At 60.7% G+C, this 21,347-nt stretch carries 25 protein-coding genes; 13 read left to right on the top strand and 12 right to left on the bottom strand.

The genetic code is table 11. The features are described from left to right. Positions 1-7: 7 nt before the first annotated feature. Positions 8-2,101 carry a prolyl oligopeptidase family serine peptidase gene (locus QOL81_RS16505; RefSeq protein ID WP_084826311.1) on the bottom strand — a complete coding sequence of 698 codons (2,094 nt, stop codon included), beginning with the start codon at positions 2,099-2,101 and terminating at the stop codon, positions 8-10. Positions 2,102-2,295: 194 nt separating this feature from the next. After that, positions 2,296-2,859, bottom strand: a complete 564-nt coding sequence (locus QOL81_RS16500; RefSeq protein WP_060419147.1) for a helix-turn-helix domain-containing protein — start codon at positions 2,857-2,859, stop codon at positions 2,296-2,298. Between the two features lie 115 nt (positions 2,860-2,974). Here QOL81_RS16500 and QOL81_RS16495 point away from each other — a divergent pair, with 115 nt between their 5' ends. The 3 genes from QOL81_RS16495 (at position 2,975) to QOL81_RS16485 (ending at position 5,442) form a co-directional block, all read left to right on the top strand. After that, the gene (locus QOL81_RS16495) at positions 2,975-4,162 is read left to right on the top strand and encodes a benzoate/H(+) symporter BenE family transporter (RefSeq protein WP_283439931.1); all 1,188 of its coding nucleotides are present in this window, start codon (positions 2,975-2,977) and stop codon (positions 4,160-4,162) included. Between the two features lie 86 nt (positions 4,163-4,248). Next, entirely contained in the window at positions 4,249-4,914 is a 666-nt protein-coding gene (locus tag QOL81_RS16490; RefSeq protein WP_070914923.1) for an O-methyltransferase, read from the top strand. A gap of 24 nt (positions 4,915-4,938) precedes the next feature. Beyond that, entirely contained in the window at positions 4,939-5,442 is a 504-nt protein-coding gene (locus QOL81_RS16485) for a cupin domain-containing protein (RefSeq protein ID WP_048233594.1), read from the top strand. Here QOL81_RS16485 and QOL81_RS16480 read toward each other — a convergent pair. Continuing rightward, positions 5,407-6,261, bottom strand: coding sequence for an aminoglycoside phosphotransferase family protein (locus QOL81_RS16480; RefSeq protein ID WP_084826312.1), 855 nt, complete (start codon positions 6,259-6,261; stop codon positions 5,407-5,409). The genes QOL81_RS16485 and QOL81_RS16480 overlap by 36 nt on opposite strands. Positions 6,262-6,443: 182 nt before the next feature. On the opposite strand from QOL81_RS16480, the gene QOL81_RS16475 reads away from it, so the two are divergent. After that, positions 6,444-6,824, top strand: a complete 381-nt coding sequence (locus QOL81_RS16475) for a RidA family protein (RefSeq protein WP_084827854.1) — start codon at positions 6,444-6,446, stop codon at positions 6,822-6,824. Positions 6,825-6,831: 7 nt separating this feature from the next. On the opposite strand, the gene QOL81_RS16470 is transcribed toward QOL81_RS16475, so the two are convergent. After that, on the bottom strand, positions 6,832-7,212 hold the full coding sequence (locus tag QOL81_RS16470; RefSeq protein ID WP_038874851.1) for a nuclear transport factor 2 family protein: 381 nt from the start codon (positions 7,210-7,212) through the stop codon (positions 6,832-6,834). 276 nt (positions 7,213-7,488) lie between these two features. Here QOL81_RS16470 and QOL81_RS16465 point away from each other — a divergent pair, with 276 nt between their 5' ends. Beyond that, the gene (locus tag QOL81_RS16465) at positions 7,489-7,758 is read left to right on the top strand and encodes a hypothetical protein (RefSeq protein WP_084826313.1); all 270 of its coding nucleotides are present in this window, start codon (positions 7,489-7,491) and stop codon (positions 7,756-7,758) included. Here the strand turns inward: QOL81_RS16465 and QOL81_RS16460 are convergent. Further along, complete coding sequence (locus QOL81_RS16460) at positions 7,755-8,147, bottom strand: nuclear transport factor 2 family protein (RefSeq protein WP_004938379.1); 393 nt, start codon at positions 8,145-8,147, stop codon at positions 7,755-7,757. The genes QOL81_RS16465 and QOL81_RS16460 overlap by 4 nt on opposite strands. Before the next feature lie 201 nt (positions 8,148-8,348). Here QOL81_RS16460 and QOL81_RS16455 point away from each other — a divergent pair, with 201 nt between their 5' ends. The 4 genes from QOL81_RS16455 to gstA all read left to right on the top strand — a co-directional run bounded on the left by QOL81_RS16455 (position 8,349) and on the right by gstA (position 11,347). Next, positions 8,349-9,044 (top strand): HD domain-containing protein, encoded by a 696-nt coding sequence (locus tag QOL81_RS16455; protein WP_070914920.1) that lies wholly within the window; start codon positions 8,349-8,351, stop codon positions 9,042-9,044. A 95-nt stretch (positions 9,045-9,139) separates the two neighbouring features. Then, the gene (locus tag QOL81_RS16450; RefSeq protein WP_004938373.1) at positions 9,140-9,403 is read left to right on the top strand and encodes a YjbD family protein; all 264 of its coding nucleotides are present in this window, start codon (positions 9,140-9,142) and stop codon (positions 9,401-9,403) included. 361 nt (positions 9,404-9,764) lie between these two features. After that, the gene (gene dapA / locus QOL81_RS16445; protein ID WP_070914919.1) at positions 9,765-10,649 is read left to right on the top strand and encodes a 4-hydroxy-tetrahydrodipicolinate synthase; all 885 of its coding nucleotides are present in this window, start codon (positions 9,765-9,767) and stop codon (positions 10,647-10,649) included. A gap of 92 nt (positions 10,650-10,741) precedes the next feature. Then, complete coding sequence (gene gstA / locus QOL81_RS16440; RefSeq protein ID WP_038874842.1) at positions 10,742-11,347, top strand: glutathione transferase GstA; 606 nt, start codon at positions 10,742-10,744, stop codon at positions 11,345-11,347. A 40-nt stretch (positions 11,348-11,387) separates the two neighbouring features. On the opposite strand, the gene pdxY is transcribed toward gstA, so the two are convergent. From pdxY to anmK, 5 genes are all read right to left on the bottom strand, one after another. After that, positions 11,388-12,248, bottom strand: coding sequence for a pyridoxal kinase PdxY (gene pdxY / locus QOL81_RS16435; RefSeq protein WP_060419156.1), 861 nt, complete (start codon positions 12,246-12,248; stop codon positions 11,388-11,390). Between the two features lie 83 nt (positions 12,249-12,331). Continuing rightward, positions 12,332-13,606 (bottom strand): tyrosine--tRNA ligase, encoded by a 1,275-nt coding sequence (tyrS, locus tag QOL81_RS16430; RefSeq protein WP_283439930.1) that lies wholly within the window; start codon positions 13,604-13,606, stop codon positions 12,332-12,334. Positions 13,607-13,745: 139 nt separating this feature from the next. Beyond that, positions 13,746-14,399, bottom strand: coding sequence for a pyridoxamine 5'-phosphate oxidase (gene pdxH / locus QOL81_RS16425; RefSeq protein ID WP_049201958.1), 654 nt, complete (start codon positions 14,397-14,399; stop codon positions 13,746-13,748). 88 nt (positions 14,400-14,487) lie between these two features. Further along, positions 14,488-14,790 (bottom strand): MliC family protein, encoded by a 303-nt coding sequence (locus tag QOL81_RS16420; protein WP_004931294.1) that lies wholly within the window; start codon positions 14,788-14,790, stop codon positions 14,488-14,490. Positions 14,791-14,835: 45 nt separating this feature from the next. After that, positions 14,836-15,957, bottom strand: coding sequence for an anhydro-N-acetylmuramic acid kinase (anmK, locus tag QOL81_RS16415; protein ID WP_283439929.1), 1,122 nt, complete (start codon positions 15,955-15,957; stop codon positions 14,836-14,838). Positions 15,958-16,319: 362 nt separating this feature from the next. Between anmK and QOL81_RS16410 the strand changes: the two genes are divergently transcribed. Continuing rightward, complete coding sequence (locus QOL81_RS16410) at positions 16,320-16,784, top strand: outer membrane lipoprotein (RefSeq protein ID WP_025159710.1); 465 nt, start codon at positions 16,320-16,322, stop codon at positions 16,782-16,784. A 92-nt stretch (positions 16,785-16,876) separates the two neighbouring features. Here QOL81_RS16410 and slyA read toward each other — a convergent pair whose 3' ends face one another. Then, a complete protein-coding gene (slyA, locus tag QOL81_RS16405; protein WP_038874827.1) occupies positions 16,877-17,308 on the bottom strand; it encodes a transcriptional regulator SlyA in 432 nt (143 codons plus the stop codon). 180 nt (positions 17,309-17,488) lie between these two features. On the opposite strand from slyA, the gene QOL81_RS16400 reads away from it, so the two are divergent. The 3 genes from QOL81_RS16400 to QOL81_RS16390 are packed head-to-tail and all read left to right on the top strand — an operon-like array spanning position 17,489 to position 20,626. Continuing rightward, positions 17,489-17,725: a DUF1656 domain-containing protein gene (locus tag QOL81_RS16400; protein WP_004931303.1), complete on the top strand. Its 237-nt coding sequence runs from the start codon at positions 17,489-17,491 to the stop codon at positions 17,723-17,725. Positions 17,726-17,728: 3 nt separating this feature from the next. Then, the gene (locus QOL81_RS16395) at positions 17,729-18,592 is read left to right on the top strand and encodes an efflux RND transporter periplasmic adaptor subunit (RefSeq protein ID WP_060440051.1); all 864 of its coding nucleotides are present in this window, start codon (positions 17,729-17,731) and stop codon (positions 18,590-18,592) included. 3 nt (positions 18,593-18,595) lie between these two features. Beyond that, a complete protein-coding gene (locus QOL81_RS16390) occupies positions 18,596-20,626 on the top strand; it encodes an FUSC family protein (RefSeq protein ID WP_060440052.1) in 2,031 nt (676 codons plus the stop codon). Here the strand turns inward: QOL81_RS16390 and sodC are convergent, their stop codons facing one another. Then, complete coding sequence (gene sodC / locus QOL81_RS16385; RefSeq protein ID WP_169318382.1) at positions 20,627-21,148, bottom strand: superoxide dismutase family protein; 522 nt, start codon at positions 21,146-21,148, stop codon at positions 20,627-20,629. It abuts the gene before it with no gap. Positions 21,149-21,347: the final 199 nt, after the last annotated feature.

Raw genomic sequence — 21,347 nt, 5'->3', positions numbered from 1 at the left:
AAAAGGCTTACGCTGACTTGGGCTTGCCGCTCAGGTTGGCCCACATGAATTCGCTTACCAGCGCGCTGTGGAACGCCGCCTGTTGCTTGTCGGCGGCGGCGCTGTGCCCGCCTTCGGTATTTTCATAGAAATAGGCCTGCTGATACCCCATCGCCTGCATGCGCGCAGCCATTTTGCGGGCGTGGGCCGGGTTGACCCGATCGTCGCTGGTCGCGGTATAGAACAGCACCGGCGGATAGGCCGTCTGCGCCTGAATATTGTGGTACGGCGAGAAGGTCTTGATGTAGGCCCACTCCTCCGGCTTGCTCGGGTCACCGTATTCGGCGATCCACGACGCGCCGGCGGAAAGCTGGGTATAACGCTGCATGTCCAGCAGCGGCACTTCGCAGACGATGCAGCCGAACAGCTGCGGATACAGCGTCAGCATATTGCCCACCAACAGGCCGCCGTTGCTGCCGCCGCGCGCCCCCAGATGCGGCGCCGAGGTCACCTTGCGTGCGATGAGATCTTCGGCCACGGCGGCAAAATCCTCGTAGGCGCGATGGCGGTTCTGCTTGAGCGCCGCCTGGTGCCAGGCCGGGCCGTATTCGCCGCCGCCGCGGATATTGGCCACCACGTACACCCCGCCGCGCTCCAACCAGGCCGGCGCCTTGCCGCCGAGATAGCCCGGCAGCAGCGGCACTTCAAACCCCCCGTAGCCATACAGCAGCGTCGGCGTGCTGCCGTCCGGTTTGAGATCTTTGGCGGCAATCTGGAAATACGGCACGCGGGTACCGTCCTTGGAACGCGCAAAATGCTGGCTCACCTGGTAGCCTGACGCGTCAAAATCCTGCGGCGCCTGTTTCAGCAGCGTCGCCTCACCGCCGTCGAGATTGCCCATGTACAGCGAGGTCGGCTGCAGGAACCCGCTGACGGTCAAGAAATAGGCGTTGCTCTCTTCGTCGATGCCGCCGGCGGAAAGGGTGCTGATGGCGCCGGGGTTGCCCAGCGGGCGACGTTGCCAGCTGCCGCCCTGCGGCGTCAGCACTTCCAGACGGTTGACCACGTTATCCATGATGCTGAGGATCAGATGATCGCGGGTGCCGCTGTAGCCGCTCAGCGCCTGCTCCGCCGTCGGGGTAAACAACAGCTGCAGCTCGCGCTTGCCCGCCAGATAGTCATCGAAGTTGGCCGCCAGCAGCGCGCCGGACGGATAACGCTTGCCGCCCACCTCCCAGTCGCTGCTCGGTTTGATCAGCAGCCATTCCCGATGCGTGTCCAGCTCGGCGTCGGCCGGGATATCGATTTTTTTCTGCCGGCCGTCCTGCATCAGCAGGAAATAGTCGCGGCGATAGAAATCCAGGCTGCGGCCGACGAAATCGCGCTCAAAGCCCGGCGTGCGATCGTGATAGGCGAAGACCGCCATGTCCTCGGGCTGCGCTTCGTACAGCGTTTCGGCGGCGCTCAGCGGCGTGCCGCGCCGCCAGCGTTTGGCGATGCGCGCGTAACCGGACTGGGTCATCGATCCGGGGCCGAAATCGGTGGCGATGAACAGCGTGTCCCGATCGACCCAGGAGACCCGGCTTTTCGCCACCGGCACGTTGAAGCCGTCCTTGACGAAGCGTTTGGCCACCAGATCGAATTCGCGGATTTCGGTGGCATCACCGCCGTCCGGCGACAGCTGCATCAGGCAATAGCGGTATTCCGGCGCCAGCGGTTGCGAGCCCTGATAGACCCAATCCTTGCCTTCCGCCTTGCCCAACGCATCGATATCCAGCACCGTCTCCCAGGCCGGTTTGGCCTTGCGGTACTCGTCCAGCGTGGTGCGCCGCAGCAGGCCGCGCGGGTTGGCCTGATCCTGCCAGAAGTTGTAATAGTACTCGCCGCGCTTGCTCACCCACGGGATTTGGGTGTCTTTATTGAGGATATCCAACACCTCGCGTTCAATGCGCTGAAAGTCTTCGCCCTGGCCGAAACGCGCCACGGTGCGCTGATTTTCCTGCTGCACCCATTGCAGCGCTTTTTTACCCTGCAGCTCTTCCAGCCACAGGAATTCATCGCCGGCGGCCGCGCCGCCTTCCGCTGCCATCGCCAGGCGGATACTGTTGGGTAATGAAGTCATCGCGAATACGGCTCCTGCGGTTTGCGCACTGAGTTTAATGAACTGACGTCGATTGGTGACCGGCAAAATCAAGCTCCTTTTGAGTCGGCTGCAACGCCGCCCCGTCGTGGGCGACAGCCTGTGAAATAAGAGTCATTTTCAACAAGGTAGGCGTTTGGCGGCGCGGAGTCAAAGCCCACGGCCGCCGCGTTGAGTCAGGATTGAGGATAGTGGATCAGATCGTGAATACGCACCGTTTGTGAACTGGCGTTGCGGTAAGCGTGCGGCCGATCGGCCTGAAAGCGCATCGCCTCGCCGGCGGCCAGGCTGTGCCATTCGCCGTCTATCGCCAACTCCAACCGGCCGCTGATCACGATGACATGCTCGATCACGCCCGGCTCATGGGGCGACGACTCGCTGAGCGCGCCCGGTGCAAGATCGATGACGAACATATCGAAACCCAGCTGGCGATCGTAGGGAAACAGCGGCACCACGCGCATATCGGCGTTGTCCTGATCGTACACCGGCAGCTCGCCGTAGCGATGCAGCGTCGCCTGCTGCTGCGCGGGCGAGGCCTCAAGGAAGGCGGAAAACGCCACGTTGAAACCGGTGGCGATCTTCCACAGCGTCGCCACCGTCGGGCTGGACTCGCCGCGTTCAATCTGCCCGAGCATCGCCTTGCTGACGCCGGTGTATTCCGCCGCCTGCGTCAGGCTCCAGCCGCGCTGCGCGCGCAGCGTGCGAAGGGTGTGTGCCAAATGGCCGGCAAGTTCCTGCATCCAGTTCTCCTCTGCGTGTCGAGCCCGATTATACCCGCTTGTGCGCTATAGCGCACGGTGCTATGCTGATTTCTCAACGTGCGTTATAACGCACAACCACCGATTGGAGCCACTCATGCGCCCAGCCCTCTCCCTGCGCCATCTGACCCTGCCCGCCGTCATGGCCGGCTTTGTCGCCGTTCTGGTGGGTTACACCAGCTCCGCCGCGATCATTTTTCAGGCCGCCGCCGCTGCAGGCGCCACGCCGGCGCAGATCGGCGGCTGGCTGAGCACGCTGGGGATCGCGATGGGCATCACCTCGCTCGGACTCTCGCTTTACTACCGTACCCCGATCCTCACCGCCTGGTCGACGCCCGGTGCGGCACTGCTGGTCACCAGCCTGCCCGGCACGCCGATCAACGAGGCGATCGGCGTGTTTATCTTCGCTTCCGGTCTGATCCTGCTGTGCGGCGTCACCGGGCTGTTCGCCCGCCTGATGGACTACATTCCGCAGGCGATTTCCGCCGCGATGCTGGCGGGGATCCTGCTGCGTTTCGGCCTGGACGCCTTCGCTTCGCTGCAGCTCAATTTCCCTATGAGCGCCGGCATGGGGCTGGCCTATCTGCTCAGCCGCCGTTATCAACCGCGCTACGCCATCGTGCTAACGCTGGCGGCCGGGCTGGCGATCGCCGCGCTGCAGGGCAATATCCAGCTGACGCAGCATGCGCCGGCGTTCGCCATGCCGGAATTTATCGCGCCGCACTTCAGCTGGCCGACGCTGCTGGGCATCGGCGTACCCTTCTTCGTGGTGACCATGGCTTCGCAGAACGCCCCCGGCATCGCCACGCTGCAGGCGGCGGGCTACCGCGTGCCTACGTCACCGCTGATCGCCTGGACGGCGCTCACCGCGCTGCTGCTGGCGCCGTTCGGCGGCTTCTCGGTGTGCATCGCCGCGATCACCGCCGCCATCTGCATGGGGCCGGACGTGCATCCCGATCCGCAGCGGCGCTATATGGGCGCGGTGGCCGCCGGCGGTTTCTACCTGCTGGCCGGGCTGTTCGGCGGCGCCATCGGCCTGCTGTTCAGCGCGTTGCCGGTCGCCCTGATCCACACCATCGCCGGGCTGGCGCTGCTCGGCACCATCGGCGGCAGCCTGCAACGCGCCCTGCATGATGAAAAGCAGCGCGACGCGGCGCTGATCGCCTTCCTCATCACCGCCTCCGGTGTCACGCTGCTCGGCATCGGTTCGGCCTTCTGGGGCATTGTCGGCGGCGCCATCGCCCACCTGCTGCTGTCGCTGCCGCGGCGAGGAACGGCAGCATAAAATGCCAACCGCACGCCGTGCATTGACAAGCACGGCGGTGACGCCTTCACTGGATGGGCACACTGCGATTTCCGCACGAGGCCCACATGAAAGAAAAGGAACAATGGTCCCAGGTCGATCGCTATATCGTAGACAGCCTGGTAGAACAAGACGATGCCCTGTTGCAGGCGCTGGCGACCAACGCCGCCGCCGGGCTGCCGGCGCATGATGTGGCACCGAATCAGGGCAAACTGCTGCAGCTGTTCGCCCGCATGGTTAACGCCAAACGCATTTTGGAAATCGGCACGTTGGGCGGCTACAGCACCATCTGGCTGGCGCGCGCGCTACCGGCGGATGGCAAATTGATCACGCTGGAAGCGGATGAAAGCCACGCCGCCATCGCCCGCCGGAATATCACGCGCGCCGGTCTCGACGGCCTGGTTGAGCTGCGTGTCGGCCCCGCCATGACTCACCTGCCGACGCTGCACACCCTGGCCCCCTTTGATCTCATCTTCATCGACGCCGACAAACCCAGCAACCCCGATTACCTGCGTTGGGCGCTTAAACTCGCGCGCCCGGGCACGGTGATTATCGGTGACAACGTGGTGCGCGATGGCGCAGTCACCGACGCCGCCAGTACGGACGCCCGTGTACAAGGCGTACGCGAGTTCTTCACGATGATGGCGCAGGAACCCCGTTTGACCGCCACCGCCTTGCAAACCGTGGGCAGCAAGGGCTGGGACGGATTTTCTCTGGCTATCGTCAATTTTTAAGTGACAATGTCACCAAGGAAGCCTATGACTGAGAAAGCCGCGCTGTTAGCTCAGCGCTTGATACGCAATGTCGAACGGGTAGATAAGCAACACGATCGGCGGCCGCCGCTGTATGACAGCGTCGGCGCTCGCCTCGGCACCGGCACCGCCGCCGACAAGCTGGGCGCCTCCTTCGATTGCGTGGCGCCGGGCATGCGTTCCTGCCCCTACCATTTTCACTACGCTCAGGAGGAAATGTTCATCATTCTGGAAGGCAGCGGTACGCTGCGGGTGGCCGGAGAAATGCTGCCGATCGTCAGCGGGGATGTCATCTTCATTCCGCCGGGCCCGGAATACCCGCACCAGATCATCAACACCTCCGATGCGCCGCTGAAGTACCTGTCCGTCAGCACGCGCGAGCAGCCGGAGCTGGTGATGTACCCGGATTCCGGCAAATACCAGGCGATGGCGCGCAGCGCAGACGGCGAGCAGGTACGCTACCTGCAGCGCCCTTCAACCTCGCTCGATTACTGGCAGGATGAACCCTGAATCGCCGTCCGGCAGCGGGAGATCCAATGCGCGCGCCGCCAGCTCGGCCACGCGGAAGTCGATATCCGCCGCCTGCCCGTCTTCCATAAACCAGGCGGCGGAGAGCCCCGACCAGGCCAGGATCCATTGCAGCAAGCGCCGGCGCTCCAGCCCGGCCAAGCGGCAGACCTGTTCCACGCGCCGCTGGAAAATGGCCGGGTCGGTGGCGATGCCGTAGTTGGGATTACAGAAGATATTGGCGTAATCGAAGCCCCGTTCGCCGTACAAGCGCTTGGGATCGATCGCCAGCCAGCCGCGTTCGCCGAAGTCCAGCACGTTGTCATGGTGGATATCGCCGTGCAGCACACTTTCTTCTCGCGGGCTGCTCAGCAGCTCCGCCGCCGTCGTGGCGCTGAGACGCAGCATGCCGCCGTGCGCCTGCGCCGCCGGCCACAGCGAGCTGAACCACTCCTGCAGCAGGATCAGCTCGGGCAACGGCGCGGCACGCGGCGCATGCAACGCGGCGATCGCCCGACAAAGGATCTGCGTGGCCTGCTCATCGTCGCCGTCACGCACCAGCTGCGCCAGCGAACCTTCACCCTGCGCGCGCTCCAGCAGAATGCCGTCGTCGTGCCACGCCAGCACCTGCGCAGCGCCTTCCCCGCGCCACCAGCACATCAGCTGGCCGCCGAAGCGCTCTTCCTGCTCGCGGGCGATCTTCAACATAGCCGCCTCGCCCCGGTAACGCACCGGCATCAGCAGGCTGCTGTGGGTTTCGAAGGCCTTGCCGTCCTGTTCCAGTTGCCAGCGTTGCAGGTAGGGAGTAAAAAGCGGGTTCATCGTCTCATGCGTCCTTGTGGCCGATCTGCGCCGCACTGTCACATTCGCGTGAGAGACGACGTATAAAATAAAGAGGGATGATACTCTCAGATATCATCGGTGTGCGGCGTCTGGCCGCCGTTTCCTCAGTATCCTAACCAAGTTTGTCGATTTTATTAACCGGTCTTGCGCGGGGTTTGATCATGACATCATTAAAACGCACGAATTATCCGCAGTTGCCTACGCCGGGCGGCCCCTATGTGCATGCGGTGCGCCACGGCGATCGCCTGTACGTGTCGGGATTGACGGCCTTCGCCACCGACGCGCAAGGCTTGAGCGCGCCGGAACAGACGCAGGAGATCCTCGAACAGCTGGCGACCATCGCCGCCAGTGAAGGCGTGAATCTCAAGGCATTGATTAAAATCAGCGTGTTCCTGACCGATATTGCCGATCTGGCGGGCGTGCGCCCGGTGCTGTTTGACTATTTCGATGGCGCGCTGCCGGCCTGTTCATTGGTGGCGGTCAGCGCGTTGTTCTCACCGCTGGTGTGCGTAGAGATAGAGGCGGTGATGGCGTTGCAATAATACGCGGCTAGAGCGCGCCCTCATCCGGCACGCAGGGGCCGATCTTGAACCAGGCTTTGGCAATCTGCCCCTGCTCCACTTCGTAGATGGCGATGACATCCATTTTGCCGCGCCCCTGCGGGAAGTTGCGCGTCACCACTTCCTGATCGACCACCATGTTCCCCACCGCCATGCGTTTTATCCGTTCGCCGTACAGACTCGGCTCCTGGAAACGCACCAGATGCCGTTCGCGGATCGCCGCCTTACCGCTGGCCAGCAGCGTGTCGGGATGCTCGTAATACTGCGCGTCGTCCGCCCAGCAGGCCATGAAGGCGTCGATGTCGCGGGCGTTATAGGCGTCAAGCTGTTGTTGAACCACATCCTGCGGGCGTGCCGTTTTATCGTTCATCACATCCTCCTGCCGAAGTTAACCGCCGCATGTATCGAACCCATCACGTTAACCGCCCAGTGCTGCAGCTTGATGACACGGCGAGAATTGAATAAAAACCCAAAAATAGCGAATAAATAACCTACCACGCCCAATGGACAATTCAAGCACCCGCACACAAATTTTCTGCGCCGCGCCAGGGGCGGTGAAAACCGCATGGCACCGTGCGTTAATCTTTGCGACGGTGAGGGAAATTCTGCTAATTTAGCGTGAACAGCCTGATGATAACGAAACGCTATGCAGCCAAAGCCGGTGTTGGACGAAGCCAGACAGTTAAAGCGACTCAACGCCGCCACGCGGCGTCAATCCCATATGTATAAATGGATCGCGCTGATTGCGGCGCTGGATGCGCTGCTGGTGTTTTGGTATGACCGGGATATGCGCAACGTCACCTTCTCGGGAGCGGTTGCGCTGGTGTGCGGCTATCTGTGGATCCGCGATCGCAACAAGGCCCGGGGTTACCGGCGCGAGTTCGACCGCAAATTCGGCAAGCGCAGCGGCGATTAAGGCTGCATCGCTTCCAGCACTTTAGCGCTGTCGACAATCTGCACGAACTTCACGATTTTGCCGGCGCGCAGCGTATAAATATGCGCAAAAGAGGCGCTGAAGGATTTGCCGGTGGCCCGGTAGGTGCCGTGATAAAAACCTTGCGCGATCACATTGTCGCCGGCGTCGTAAAAGTGGTCGACATCGGCGCGGTAGCCTTGCCATTCGCTGCCCAGACGCTGATGCACGTTCTTGATGATATTTTCCGGGCCGATATAGGTACCGGCATAGGGGAAACCGGCGGCTTCGGTCCACTCGGCATCGGGGGCCAGCGCCGCCAGCAGATTACGGCCGTTTTCTTCGGAACTGCCTTCATAGGTTGCGCGCACTATCTCAAGAGGGGTTGGCATGTCTCTTCTCCAATGGCTGATGAGGATATTCCGGCCATCCCCGCGGACACAGGCTCTCACCAAGCGGAGACGGCGGAATGCGGCTATTCTAGGTTGCTTGTTTCGCTGCAAAAACCGCAGTTATGACAATAGTGGGTTGCACTTTAGTAAACAATAGCCGTTTTACTGTCATTCTCCCGGCATCCGGCGCGGCTATGCTGATTGACCGATTTCCCCCAACAGGAGCTGAACGTGTCTTTACCCTCGCTGACGCAAGAGCTGTTACAACCTTTCTCACCCTACCAGGCGCTGGCGCAAACGTTGCTGCCGCTGACCCTCGAGTCGGACGACGGTTCGCATGACGTCGCGCACCTGCACCGGGTCTGGAAGAACTGCCGCCGAATCAGCAAGCTGGAAGGTGGCGACCGGCGCATTCTCTGCGCGGCGGTGCTGCTGCACGACGCCGTCGCGGTGGAAAAAAACTCGCCGCAGCGCCATCTGGCCTCGCGCATGGCGGCGGAGCAAGCCACGTTGACGCTGACCCAGCTGGAATGGGCACCGGCGGATATCGCGGCGGTGGCTCACGCCATCGAAGCGCACAGTTTTTCCGCCGGCATCCCCCCGCAAACGCTGGAGGCGAAGATCCTGCAGGATGCCGATCGCCTCGACGCCATCGGTCTTATCGGCGTGGCGCGCTGCTTTTATATCGGCGGCCGCATGCGCAGCGCGCTGTATGACGCCGCCGATCCGCGGGCCGAACATCGTCAATATGACGACAAGCGTTTCAGCCTGGACCACTTCGAAACCAAGCTGTTCAAACTGCAAGACGGCTTCCAGACCGCCGCCGGGCGGCACATGGCCGAACTGCGCACCGAACGCATGCGGCGCTTTGTCGACGATCTGCTGGAAGAGGTGTAATGCCGGCTTACCGGGCATTTTCGTTATGCCCATAACATTTTCGGTCACATAACGCCGCTAAACTGTAAGTCAACTTCACCGAACGGGCGGTACAGATGAAAAAGTTGACGTTGAAAGAGATGACGGAAAGCGAACAGCGGGAAGTGAAAACCGAACTGGACAAGGCGCGCAAAAGCCATGGGCGGCCGCTGACCAACGCCGAACAGCACAAGGTCAAAGATGAAGTGGTGGCGCGCATCATGGCCGCCAGAGCGAAGCTCGCCAAAGCGGAGCGCGCAGAACGCAAGGCCAACCGCTACCGGCCAAGCGGCGACACCTTCAGTTGGTCCGCCACCATCGGGTCCCGCCCGCCGCGCTGAGCCGGCCAACCCCTCCCCGCCGCTGCGGGGATTTTTATTTATTAGCCAAACTCATTCCCGCCGACGAATCATGAATAACAATGTTATCAATCTGTTGTAAATTGACAGCCTGATGAAGACTATTCATTATCACCCCACTTCCCCTTTTCGCGAGACCGCCATGGCCTACCCACGCAACGCTGACATTCTGATGACGCCCGCGTTGCCTATTGGCGGTTTGGCGGCGGTAAAATCGAAGAAACAGACGCTCATTTGACCGGGGCGAGCTGTCCCGTCAGATGAGCTGACTGGATGGCACGCAACGCCCCGCCTTCAATTTTCTCATCTGGCTTCTCTGTCGGTCACACAGAAGGAATATTTTATGGCCTCATTTTCGGGTATTTGGGTGGCGATGGTTACCCCTTTCAATCACGATGCCGTCGATCTGCCGGCGGTGAAACGCCTGGCGCGGCACCTGCTCGACGCCGGCATCGAGGGTCTGGTGGTCTGCGGCTCTACCGGTGAAGCTGCCGCGCTGAGCAAAGAAGAACAGCTGGCGGTGCTCGACGCCGTGCTGGACGTGGCGCCCGCCCATCAGGTGGTGATGGGCCTGTCCGGCAATAACATGGTCGCCACGCTGCAAATGCAGCAGGCTATTCAGCTGCGCGACATCGCCGGCGTGCTGATCCCGGCGCCTTACTACATCCGCCCTTCGCAATGCGGCCTGATCGACTATTTCACCCAGCTGGCCGACGCCTCAACCGTGCCGGTGATCCTGTACAACATTCCGCAGCGCACCGGCATCGCCATGGAGCTGGCCACGCTGCGCCAGCTCGCACGCCACCCGCGCATCGCCGCCATCAAGGACTGCGGCGGCAACCCTGACGCCACCATGGCACTGATCGCCGACGGCGAGATCGATGTGATGACCGGGGAAGACAATCTGATCCTCACCACGCTGTGCCTCGGCGGCACCGGCGCCATTTCCGCCGCGGCCCATGTTCACCCGGAACGCTTCGTTCAGCTGACGCAGCAGGTCGCCGCCGGCGATCTGGCCGCGGCGCGCAGCAACTTCTATGAGCTGCTGCCGATGATCCACCAGATGTTCAGCTTCCCCAATCCGGCGCCGGTCAAGACGGTGCTGGCCCAGCAGGGGCTGATCGCCAACGAGCTGCGCTCGCCGATGCAGGTGGCGCCGCAGGCGCTGCAGCAGCAGATCGCCGCAACGCTGGCGCAGCTGCAGCCCGCCGAGGCGATCATCGGTTAAATTTGTTAGCTAAGCCGCTGTAATTTTGGCGCTATGGGACTACGATGAGAGGTTAAGCATGCCCGTCATTCGTCATCAACAAGGAGCTTCCGATGAAACTGTTCTATAAAGCCGGCGCCTGTTCGCTGTCCCCGCATATCGTGCTGCGTGAGGCAGGGCTGGATTTTACGGCGGAGAAGGTCGACCTGGCGCAGAAGAAAACCGAGAGCGGCGCCGATTACCTCACCATCAACCCCAAGGGACAGGTACCGGCGCTGCAGCTGGATGACGGCAGCCTGCTGACCGAGGGCGTGGCGATCGTGCAATACCTGGCGGATCGCGTGCCGGATCGCAACCTGATCCCGGCGGCGGGCACCCTGTCGCGCTACCACGCGATCGAATGGCTGAACTACATCGCCACCGAGCTGCACAAAGGATTCAGCCCGCTGTTCAACCCGAAAACGCCCGAGGAATATAAAACCATCGCGCGCGCCAAGCTGGAGCAGCAGTTCAGCTATCTGGATTCGGTGCTGGCGAAGCAGCATTTCCTGTTGGGAAGCCGTTTCAGCGTGGCCGACGCCTACCTGTTCACCGTGTTGCGTTGGGCGTTTGCCCTGCAGTTCGACGTGCGCAAGCACGCCCATCTAGCGGCCTGGTTCGATCGCGTTGCGGCGCGCCCGGCGGTAGATGCGGCGCTGAACGCCGAAGGATTGAAGTAAACATCGGGCCCCGGCGGCTGTCGCCGGGGCCGAATGCCACTTACAGTTTGACCGCTTTGAACTCGCTGCGCGGCTGCACGATCCGATCTTGCGCCGCCACCACCTGCAGTTCGTACTCGCCCATCTCCTGCGTGGTCAGCATCACCTCATACACGGCGGCGGTGACGTGCTCCAGCGCTTTATCCAGCGCCTCGCCCTTCAGCAGATCCACCAGCAGCAGACCGCTGGTCAAATCGCCGACGCCGACCGGCTGACGCGCGCCGAAGTCCACCAGCGGCCGGCTGATGTGCCAGGCCTCGTCCGCCGTCACCAGCAGCATTTCGAAACAGTCGGCATGATAGCCGGCGCGGGCCAGGTGCTTGACCAGCACCAGCCGCGGCCCTTTGGCGATCAGCGCGCGGGCGGCCTGCACCGCATCGGCCACGTCGGCGACGGCCATCTGGCTCAGCATCTCCAATTCCAGCAGGTTCGGCGCCATCATGTCGCTGCACGGCAGCGCCTGGCGGCAGTGAAACTCGGCCACGCCCGGCGCCACGATGCAGCCCTTTTCCGGATGCCCCATCACCGGATCGCAGAAATACCAGGCATTCGGGTTCGCCTGCTTAACTTGACGCACGATCTCCAGAATATGGTCACCCTGCTCCGGCGAACCGATATAGCCACTCAACACCGCATCACAGCACTTCAGCTGATCGATATTGGCAATGCCCTGCGCGATCTCTGTCAGGTGGCTGGCCGGCATGACGCAGCCGGTCCACTGACCGTATTGCGTATGGTTGGAGAACTGCACCGTGTTTAGCGGCCAGACGTTGACGCCCATGCGGCGCATCGGGAACTCCGCCGCACTGTTGCCGGCGTGACCAAACACCACGTGCGACTGGATAGAAAGAATGTTTTTCATCGACAGAACTCGTTCGGAATACGGCAGCCGGGCGGCTGCCCAAAAATAAAGGGGCCGCCAGGGCCCCTTACCGTCATTATTCGTTACTGCCAATCCACCAGGCAGTAGTGTTTCTTGCCGCGACGCAGCAGCGTGTAGCGGCCGAACAGACGGTCTGAATCGCTGAAGCGGTATTCGGCATCGGACTGTTTCTCGCCGTTGATGGTCACCGCGTTGGAACCGATCATGGTGCGCGCCTGGCCGCGTGACGGCACCAGTTCGGCATTCACCAACGCCTGCTGCAGATCGGCGTCGCCATCCAGTTTGATGGTCGGCATGCCGTCCTGCGCCAGCTGGGCGAAGTCCGCTTCGGTCATGTCGTGCAGCGCGCCGGAGAACAGGCTCTGGGTGATGCGCTTCGCGGCCGCCAGGCCTTCCGCACCGTGCACCATGCCGGTCACTTCTTCCGCCAGCATGTACTGGGCGCGTGGCGCCTTGCCGCTGTTCTTGTCTTCTTCTTCCAGCGCATTGATGTCTTCCAGGCTCATGAAGGTGAAGAACTTCAGGAAGCGGTAGACGTCGGCATCGGCGGTGTTGATCCAGAACTGGTAGAACTTGTACGGGCTGGTTTTTTCCGGCGCCAGCCAGACCGCGCCGCCTTCGGTTTTACCGAACTTGGTGCCGTCTGCTTTGGTGATCAACGGCACGGTCAGACCGAACACCTGCTTCTGGTGCTGGCGACGCGTCAGATCGATACCCGAGGTGATGTTGCCCCACTGATCGGAACCGCCGATCTGCAGCTCCACCTGGTGGCGGTTGTACAGCTCGGAGAAATCGAAGCCCTGCAGCAGGTTATAGGAAAACTCGGTGAAGGAGATGCCGGAGTCGTCGCGATTCAGGCGCTGCTTAACCGCTTCCTTATTGATCATCTGGTTGACGGAGAAGTGCTTGCCGATGTCACGCAGGAAGGTCAGCACGTTCATGCCGCCGAACCAGTCGTAGTTGTTGGCCGCGATGGCGCTGTTGCTGCCGCAGTCGAAATCGAGGAACGGAGAAACCTGCTTGCGGATCTTCTCGACCCACTCGTTCACCGTATCGGTGGTGTTCAGCTTGCGCTCCGCCGCTTTGAAGCTCGGATCGCCGATGAGGCCGGTGGCGCCGCCCACCAGCGCCACCGGCTTGTGGCCGGCCAGCTGGAAGCGCTTCAGGCACAACAGAGGAACCAGATGGCCCAAATGCAAGCTGTCAGCGGTCGGATCGAAACCGCAATACAGTGCAATTGGCCCTTGCGCCAGTCGCTCCGCTAACGCTTCCTCATCCGTAACCTGGGCAACGAGGCCCCGCTCTTGCAGTTGTTTAATCAAGTTGCTGCTTGCCATCAATGACTCCATGTATAAACGAATGCACCTTTGCCGGTACACGGCCTTTCGCCCAGTGGCGAAATAAAAAATTCAGGGTAGCGCATAGAATAAAGCGCCGGCGGCGTCAGCACCAGCGCTTAGAGGGGATTTTCCGTCTTCAGGGTGCCAGTCGGTCAATTTTCCAGTCATTCCCGTCCCGCTGATACAGGAAACGGTCATGCAGGCGATGGGCGCCGCCCTGCCAGAACTCGACGGAGTCGAATTTCACGCGGAATCCGCCCCAGAAACTCGGCAACGGCACCTCGCCCTGCTGGAACTTCTGCTTCAGCTCGAGGAATTTGCTTTCCAGCACGCCGCGCGCGGAAATGCGCGAAGATTGCTGCGATACCCAGGCGCCGATCTGGCTGTCTTTCGGGCGACTGTTGAAATACTTCAGCACGTCGAGGGTCGACAGACGCTCCACCTGGCCGAGGAAAATCACCTGACGATCGAGCATGTGCCAGGGGAACAGCAGGCTGATATGCGGGTTGTGCGCCAGCTGCTGCGCCTTACGGCTGCCGAGGTTGGTGTAGAACACCAGCCCCTGCTCATCGAAATGCTTGAGCAGCACGATGCGTTGATAAGGCTGGCCGTGTTCGTCGACGGTCGCGACGCACATGGCGGTAGGATCGGCCAGGCGCGCGTCGCAAGCCTGTTTCAACCAACGCTCGAACAGCTCGAGTGGGTTGGCAGTCAGATCGTTGCGGCGCAGGCCGCCTCGGGTGTATTCACGGCGCAGGTCCGCAACATCAAACTCATTCTTTTCAATCATCTGGGTTATCGACCAACTGAAAAATCCGTCGTTACATTCTGCGCCTGCGGCGCCAGGAACTCAATCGCTCCGACGCCGCCGCCGACCGTCACTCCGTCAACACGCAGTCGCTCATGACTACCTTGCCGTTGCGCTCAAGATAGGCGTTACGGTCTTTCGACCAAAAAGTGTATTTGCCGTCGCTGTATTTGGCACCGGTCAGCGCCAGCACCTGCTTGAGATGCAGCTGTTCGCCATCCATCAGCAGGCTGACTTCGCTCGCCTTGCCGTCGAGCGCCACCGTCAGCGGCGTAGTGCCGCACTGGTAGTGCATCGTCTGGCTGCTTTGCGGCAGGATGTAGCTGCAGCCGGACAGCGCCAGCGCGCCGGCGACGAAAATGACTTTTTTCATGCTGTTGCTCCTTAGAAAAATCCTTCACAGGCTATCCTAACAGAGCTAACGGCCCCCCAATGGCAAAACCGGATAAATCCCACCCAACACCGTTTCACGGCTGGCGCCGGTCACCGAAGGCAGGTTGCCGGCCTGGCCGGACAGCGTGCGAAACGCCAGCCAGGCGAAGGCCAGCGCCTCCATGTCGTCGCCGCTGACGCCGAAATCGTCGGTCAGCCCGACCTCCGTCCCCGGCAGCAGCGCAGACAGGCGCGCCATCAGCAGCACGTTGCGCGCCCCGCCGCCGCACACCAGCAGGCGCTCGCACCCGCCGGCCAGCAGCACCTGTTCGCTGATGCTGACGGCGGTCAGTTCCGTGAGCGTGGCCTGCACGTCGACCGGCGCCATCGCCGGCAATCCGGCCAGCTGCCGCTCCAGCCAGGCGATATTGAAATACTCGCGGCCGGTGCTTTTCGGCGCCGGCAGCGCAAAGTAAGGATCCGCCAGCATCTGCTGCAACAGCGGTAAACAAACCCGCCCCTGCATGGCCCAGCCGCCGTCCTGATCGTAAGGCTGCGCACGGTGGCGCCACACCCAGGCGTCCATCAGCATGTTGCCCGGCCCGGTATCGAAACCGCGCACCGGCGTACCGGGCAACAGCAGAGAAAGGTTGGCGATGCCGCCGACGTTCAGCACCATGCGCCTCTCGACGGGATGCCCCAGCAGCGCCTGATGAAACGCTGGCACCAACGGCGCGCCCTGCCCGCCGTAGGCCATGTCGCGCCGGCGGAAATCGCCGACGGTGGTGATATTGGTCAGCGCGGCGATGCGGTTGTTATCGCCGAGCTGCATCGAGAAACGCGCGTCGCCTTCCGGTTCGTGCCACACCGTCTGGCCGTGGCAACCGATGGCGGTGATCTGCTCAGCGTCGATGCCGGTTTGCTTCAGCAAGCCGAGCACCGCCTCGCCGAACAGCGTGCCCAGTTGAGCGTCCAGCCGGCCGACGGCCGCCAACGTGGTCTGCTGCCCCTGGCACATGCCCAGAATCTCTTTTTTCAGCGCCATCGGCATCGGGTGGCTATAGCTGGCCTGCTGCGCCACCATGCGATCGTCGATCGCGGCCAATACCACATCGATTCCGTCCAGACTGGTGCCGGACATGACGCCTATATAGCGGCCTGACTTCATAGCAACATCCTCTAACCCGCGCGGTAAGCAAATTTTATCCTGACAAATAAACCAGAATTGCCGGATTAACGCCATGAATTATGATGCTTTTTTTACAGGCCGTGAGCCAGACACCGCCGCCCGGCGCCGCTGTGGCACATGTAATGTGTTAAACCGTGCCATAACAGGCAACGGAATGTCGCCAAGGCTGTCATAAAGGTAAACCGCGGTTTATTATTGGTTGAACAGAGAAAAGTTAAGCTGCGTGCAGCGATGGAGCATGGCGGTGTGTCAACTTTCAGCCATACTTTGTCTATCATTTTCACTGAATCTTGCCTGGAGAGCATTGCCAGGTTATGGACTACTACCATCAGGAGTTTTGTATGATCAAGCGTCTTCTCGTCGTTGCCGTCGCCGCCGTTACGCTGGCCGGCTGTGCCAATGAATCCATGTCCGGCGATGTCTACTCGTCCTCGCAGGCCAAGCAGGTGCAGAACGTCACCTACGGGACGCTGGTTTCCGTGCGTCCGGTTAAAATCCAGGGCGGCGAAGGCTCCAACGCCTTGGGGATGATCGGCGGCGCAGTGATTGGCGGCCTGTTGGGTAACACCGTAGGCGGCGGCACCGGCCGTACGCTGGCTACCGCGGCGGGCGCCATCGCCGGCGGCGCGGCGGGCAACAGCATCGGTGAAGTGGCCGGCCGTACCTCAGGCTACGAGCTGGAAATCAAAACCGACCAGAAAGAGAACATCGTGGTGGTACAGAAAGCGGGCGACACCAAGTTCAGCCCAGGCCAGCGCGTGCGCATGGCGCGCATGGGCGACACCATCACCGTCTCTCCGCTGTAAGTCAGTCGGCGACAAACGGCAAACCGGAGGCAATCGCCTCCGGTTTTATTTCTGATGCTGTGAAACTGTAATCGTAGAAAATAAGAATATTATTATTTGTTCTGCAGTTCGGTGATATTTTGTTCTAACTTGCCAATCAGCCCTACCAACAGATGCACTTCGTCGGCGGTAATGCCGCTTAAAATCTCACTGCGTGTCGACGTGATCACACTGTCCACTTCCCTGATGATCGGATCGGCCGCGTCGGTCAGCTTGATGCGCTTCGCGCGGCGATCGTTGGCACAGGTGTGGCGCGTGATCAGCCCCTTCTCCTCCAGTTGGTCCAACGTGCGAACCAGTGATGGTTGCTCGATACCGATCGCCTTGGCCAGCTGGATTTGCGACTGCTCCGGCGGCAAGCGATTGATATTGTGCAAAGTGACCCAGTGCGTTTGGGTCAGCTCCAACGGCTTGAGCCGATGATCGATGAGCGCGCGCCAAACACGAACTAATCGTGCTAAATCTGAACCTAATGTTGACTCCACTTCCCCCTCCTTATAATTAGCATGCTAACATTACCTCCCAGAGTTTAGACTATTTTGGGTAACTCACATTAAAAACACAAATGTATATAATGTATATTGTGGAAATAGCCACTATTTTTAGCCGCTATTGTTTAATCGTTATGCAAATATTCAACATATTCACCCTTAGGGATTGTTAATGTGAATACATCATGGTTACACACCTCATCCCCCTTACCCGATTTGGTCCTGGGGGCATCGCTTTATTTTCCACCTATATTTAAAGCTTTTTTACTAGGACTGGTCTTATGGCTGCTGATTCATCAGCTGCTGAGAGACTGGATGTATTCCGGTGAAATCTGGCATCCCATGTTGATGGACCTGTCCATTTTCGTTCTGACCGTCAGCGGTTCCTTATGGATTTTAGCGAGTTGGTAACCCATGCAGCATAAAACATTAAAATACTTTTCTACGGTGATCGTCTGCGCCATTGCCGTCTGCGCCGGTTGGTGGCTCTGGAATTATTATATGCAATCCCCATGGACCCGTGATGGAAAAGTGCGCGCCGAACTCGTCAATATCACCCCTGAAGTCTCTGGAAGATTAGAGAAAATAAGCGCGAATGACAATCAGTTCGTACCTGCGGGAAGTCTGATTTTTACCCTCGACCCGGTGCCCTACCAGATCGCGCTGGACAATGCTGAGGCCGCGGTGGCAAAAGCGCAATCCGATCTGGCCAAGGCAGACCACGAGGCCGCCCGCCGCCGCGGTTTGCCGCGTAACGTTATTTCCGCTGAAGATTTGGACGCGTCCAATTTAGCCGCTCAGGCAATGAAGGCCGCCTATAAAGCCGCCCTGGCCAACCTGGAACAGGCCAAATGGAATTTGAGCAAAACCAAAATTTACGCGCCAACCGACGGCTATATCACCAATCTGCAGGCACGGGTCGGGAACTACGCCAACGCCGGCACGCCGCTGGTGGCGTTGGTGGATGTACATTCGTTTTATGTACTCGGTTATTTCGAAGAAACCAAGCTGAAGCATATAAAAGAAGGCAATAAAGCGGACATCGTTTTATATAACGGCAACACGCCGCTGCAGGGGGAAGTAGAGAGCATCGGCCGCGCCATTTACGATCAGAGCGTCGACAGCAGCAACGATCTATTAATGGACGTTAAGCCTAATGTTCCCTGGGTGCGTTTGGCTCAGCGCGTGCCGGTACGGATAAAATTGCTCAACGTGCCCGCCGATTTGACGCTGGTCGCCGGCACCACCTGCACCATTTCGATTCATCAGCGGAACTAAAGTGTGAACCTGCCTTTTTTGGAGTGGAGCCGCACCCCCTGGGGTAAGGCGACCGGCGGCCAATGGCGCTATGCGCTGCGCAATTCGCTGGCGATGTGTCTCGCGCTGTGGGTGGCGTTCGTGCTCGAGCTCGACGAGCCCTCTTGGGCGCTCACCTCCGCCGCAGTGGTGAGTTTCCCCACCGTCGGCGGCGTGATCAGCAAAAGCATCGGCCGCATCTTCGGCAGCCTGATGGGTGCCGCCGCGTCGGTGGCGATCGCCGGCCACTGTCTGAACGATCCCTGGCTGTTTACGCTGTTCATCGCCGCGTGGATCGGGCTGTGCACCTATATCTCCAACCATTACCAAAACAACGTCTCTTACGCGTTCGCGCTGGCGGGCTATACCGCCGCCATCATCGCCTTCGGCACGGTCAACGTCACCGATACCCAGCAGATTTTCGATATCGCGCAGGCGCGGGTTTGCGAAGTGATCACCGGCATTCTGTGCGGCGGATTGATGATGATGATCCTGCCCAGTACCTCCGACGGCGAAGCGCTGCTGACTTCGCTGCGGCGCATGCAGCTACGCCTGTTGGAGCACGCCGCCATGCTGTGGCAGCCGGAGATCACCGCCCAGATGCGCACCTCGCACGAAGGGGTCATCGGCCAGATCCTGACCATGAACCTGCTGCGTATTCAGGCGTTCTGGAGCCACTACCGGCTGCGGCGGCAAAATAACCTGCTCAACTATCTGCTGCACCAGCAGCTGCGCATTACCAGCGTTATCTCCAGCCTGCGCCGCATGCTGCTGAACTGGCCGGATCGCCCCGCCAATCTGATGCCGGTGCTGACGCAACTGCTGGACGAGCTGCGCGATCCCGCCACCGACAAATACCGTTTGGCGCACCTGCTTCAGCAGATCGCGCCGCAAGAGCCTACGGACTACCGCCATCGCGCCTTCTGGCTGCGCCTGCGCCATTTCTGCTGGCTTTACCTGCGCTGCAACCGCTGGCTGCAGCGGCTGGAGAGCGCCACGGCGGTCAGCGATCTCCAGCCGCCGCGCGTCACCTCGCTGGCGCGCCATACCGACAGCTACGAAGCCGCCTACAACGGCCTGCGCACCTTTTTGTGCATCGTGATCGGCTGCGCCTATTGGATCAACACGCAGTGGGACGCCGGCAGCGCGGCGCTGACGCTCACCGCCATCAGCTGCGTGCTCTACTCCTCGACGCCTTCACCGATCAACAGCGTCAGCACCTTGCTCAAGGCGGTGCTGCTGCTCTCGGTCGTCTGCTTCGTAGTAAAATTCGGTTTGATGATCCAGATTGACGACTTCTGGGTGTTCTGCGCCTTCCTGTTTCCGATCCTGGTGACCATGCAAATGCTCAAGCTGCAGAATCCGCCTTATGCCGCGCTTTGGGGGCAGCTGATCGTCTTTATGGGGTCGTTCCTGACCGTCAGCAACCCGCCGAGCTATGACTACCAGTCCTTCATCAATGACAACATCGCTAAAGTCGTCGGCGTGCTGCTGGCCGGGCTGGCGTTTCAGATCCTGCGCCCCAGCTCGGACAAACGCAAAAGCCGCCGCATTATCCGCGCGCTGCGGCGCGATTTTATCGATCAGTTGAGCAAAAGGCCGCAGCAGAGCGAAAGCCAGTTCGAATCGCTGATCTACCATCGCATCAGCCAGCTCAATCAAAGTCAGGATCAGGAAGCGCGCACCTGGCTGCTGCGCTGGGGCGTGGTGCTGCTCAACTGCAGCCATATCGTCTGGCAGCTGCGCGACTGGCAAACCCGTTCCGATCCGCTGTCGGCGGTGCGCGATGTCTGCATCCACTGCCTGCGCGGTATCATGACGGAGAAAGGCGTGCAGCACAGTTCGCTGGACGCCACGCTGCAGGAGCTGCTGCGCATGAGCAACGCGCTGGCGCACCACCCGGAACAGGCGGCACGCGATTTGGCCGGTCTGATTTGGCGACTCTACTGCTCGCTGCAGCAGTTGCAGCAGGCGATGGGCCAGCCCGCCACCGCGCCGGCCGTTAGCGGCGGGTGATCACTTGATCACCCCGCAGGCGAAACGCTCACCGCCGCCGCCGAGCGGCAATGGGTGATCCGAGTGGTTATCGCCGCCGGCGTGCACCATCAGCGCCTTGCCCTCAATTTCAATGATTTTTTTCAGCCGCGGCGCCAACACCGGATAGTTCGCCATGCCGTCGGCGGTCACATAGATGGCCGGTAAATCGCCCAGATGCCCGTCGGCATACGGCCCGAGGTGCTTCCCGGTCTTTTGCGGATCAAAATGCCCGCCGGCCGCCAGCGCCGCCACCGCTTTGCCGTCCTTCATCCCCGGCTCGCAGCTGCCTTTTTCATGCACGTGGAAGCCATGAACCCCGGCCGGCAACGCTTTCAGGCTCGGCGTGAACAGCAAGCCATACGGCGTTTCGCTGATGACCACCTTGCCGATATCCTGACCGATCCCCTGCCCGGTCACCAGGTGCATCTCGACGTCGGTTGTCGCCGCCTGAGCCGCGCCACACGCCATCAGGCCAAGTGCTGCATACCAATAACGTTTCATCAATCAGTCTCCTTAATGTCTCTGCTGAGCTTTCAGTATAGGAGAGCCGGCGCAGGCACTGTTAACCAACGCACAATCTCGCCAATTTGATTCGCACACCTAATATTTAGGGCTAATACTATTTCTACCGATGTTGGTCCTCTGACCAGCTGTCGTTCGGCTAACGTTGTTTCCCTGTTTCCACCGCCGACGCATGAGA

Source organism: Serratia sp. CC22-02, assembly GCF_900182895.1.
Lineage (GTDB): Bacteria > Pseudomonadota > Gammaproteobacteria > Enterobacterales > Enterobacteriaceae > Serratia > Serratia nevei.
The sequence above is the reverse complement of the archived record's forward strand: the minus strand, read 5'-3'. Positions and strand labels throughout refer to the sequence as shown.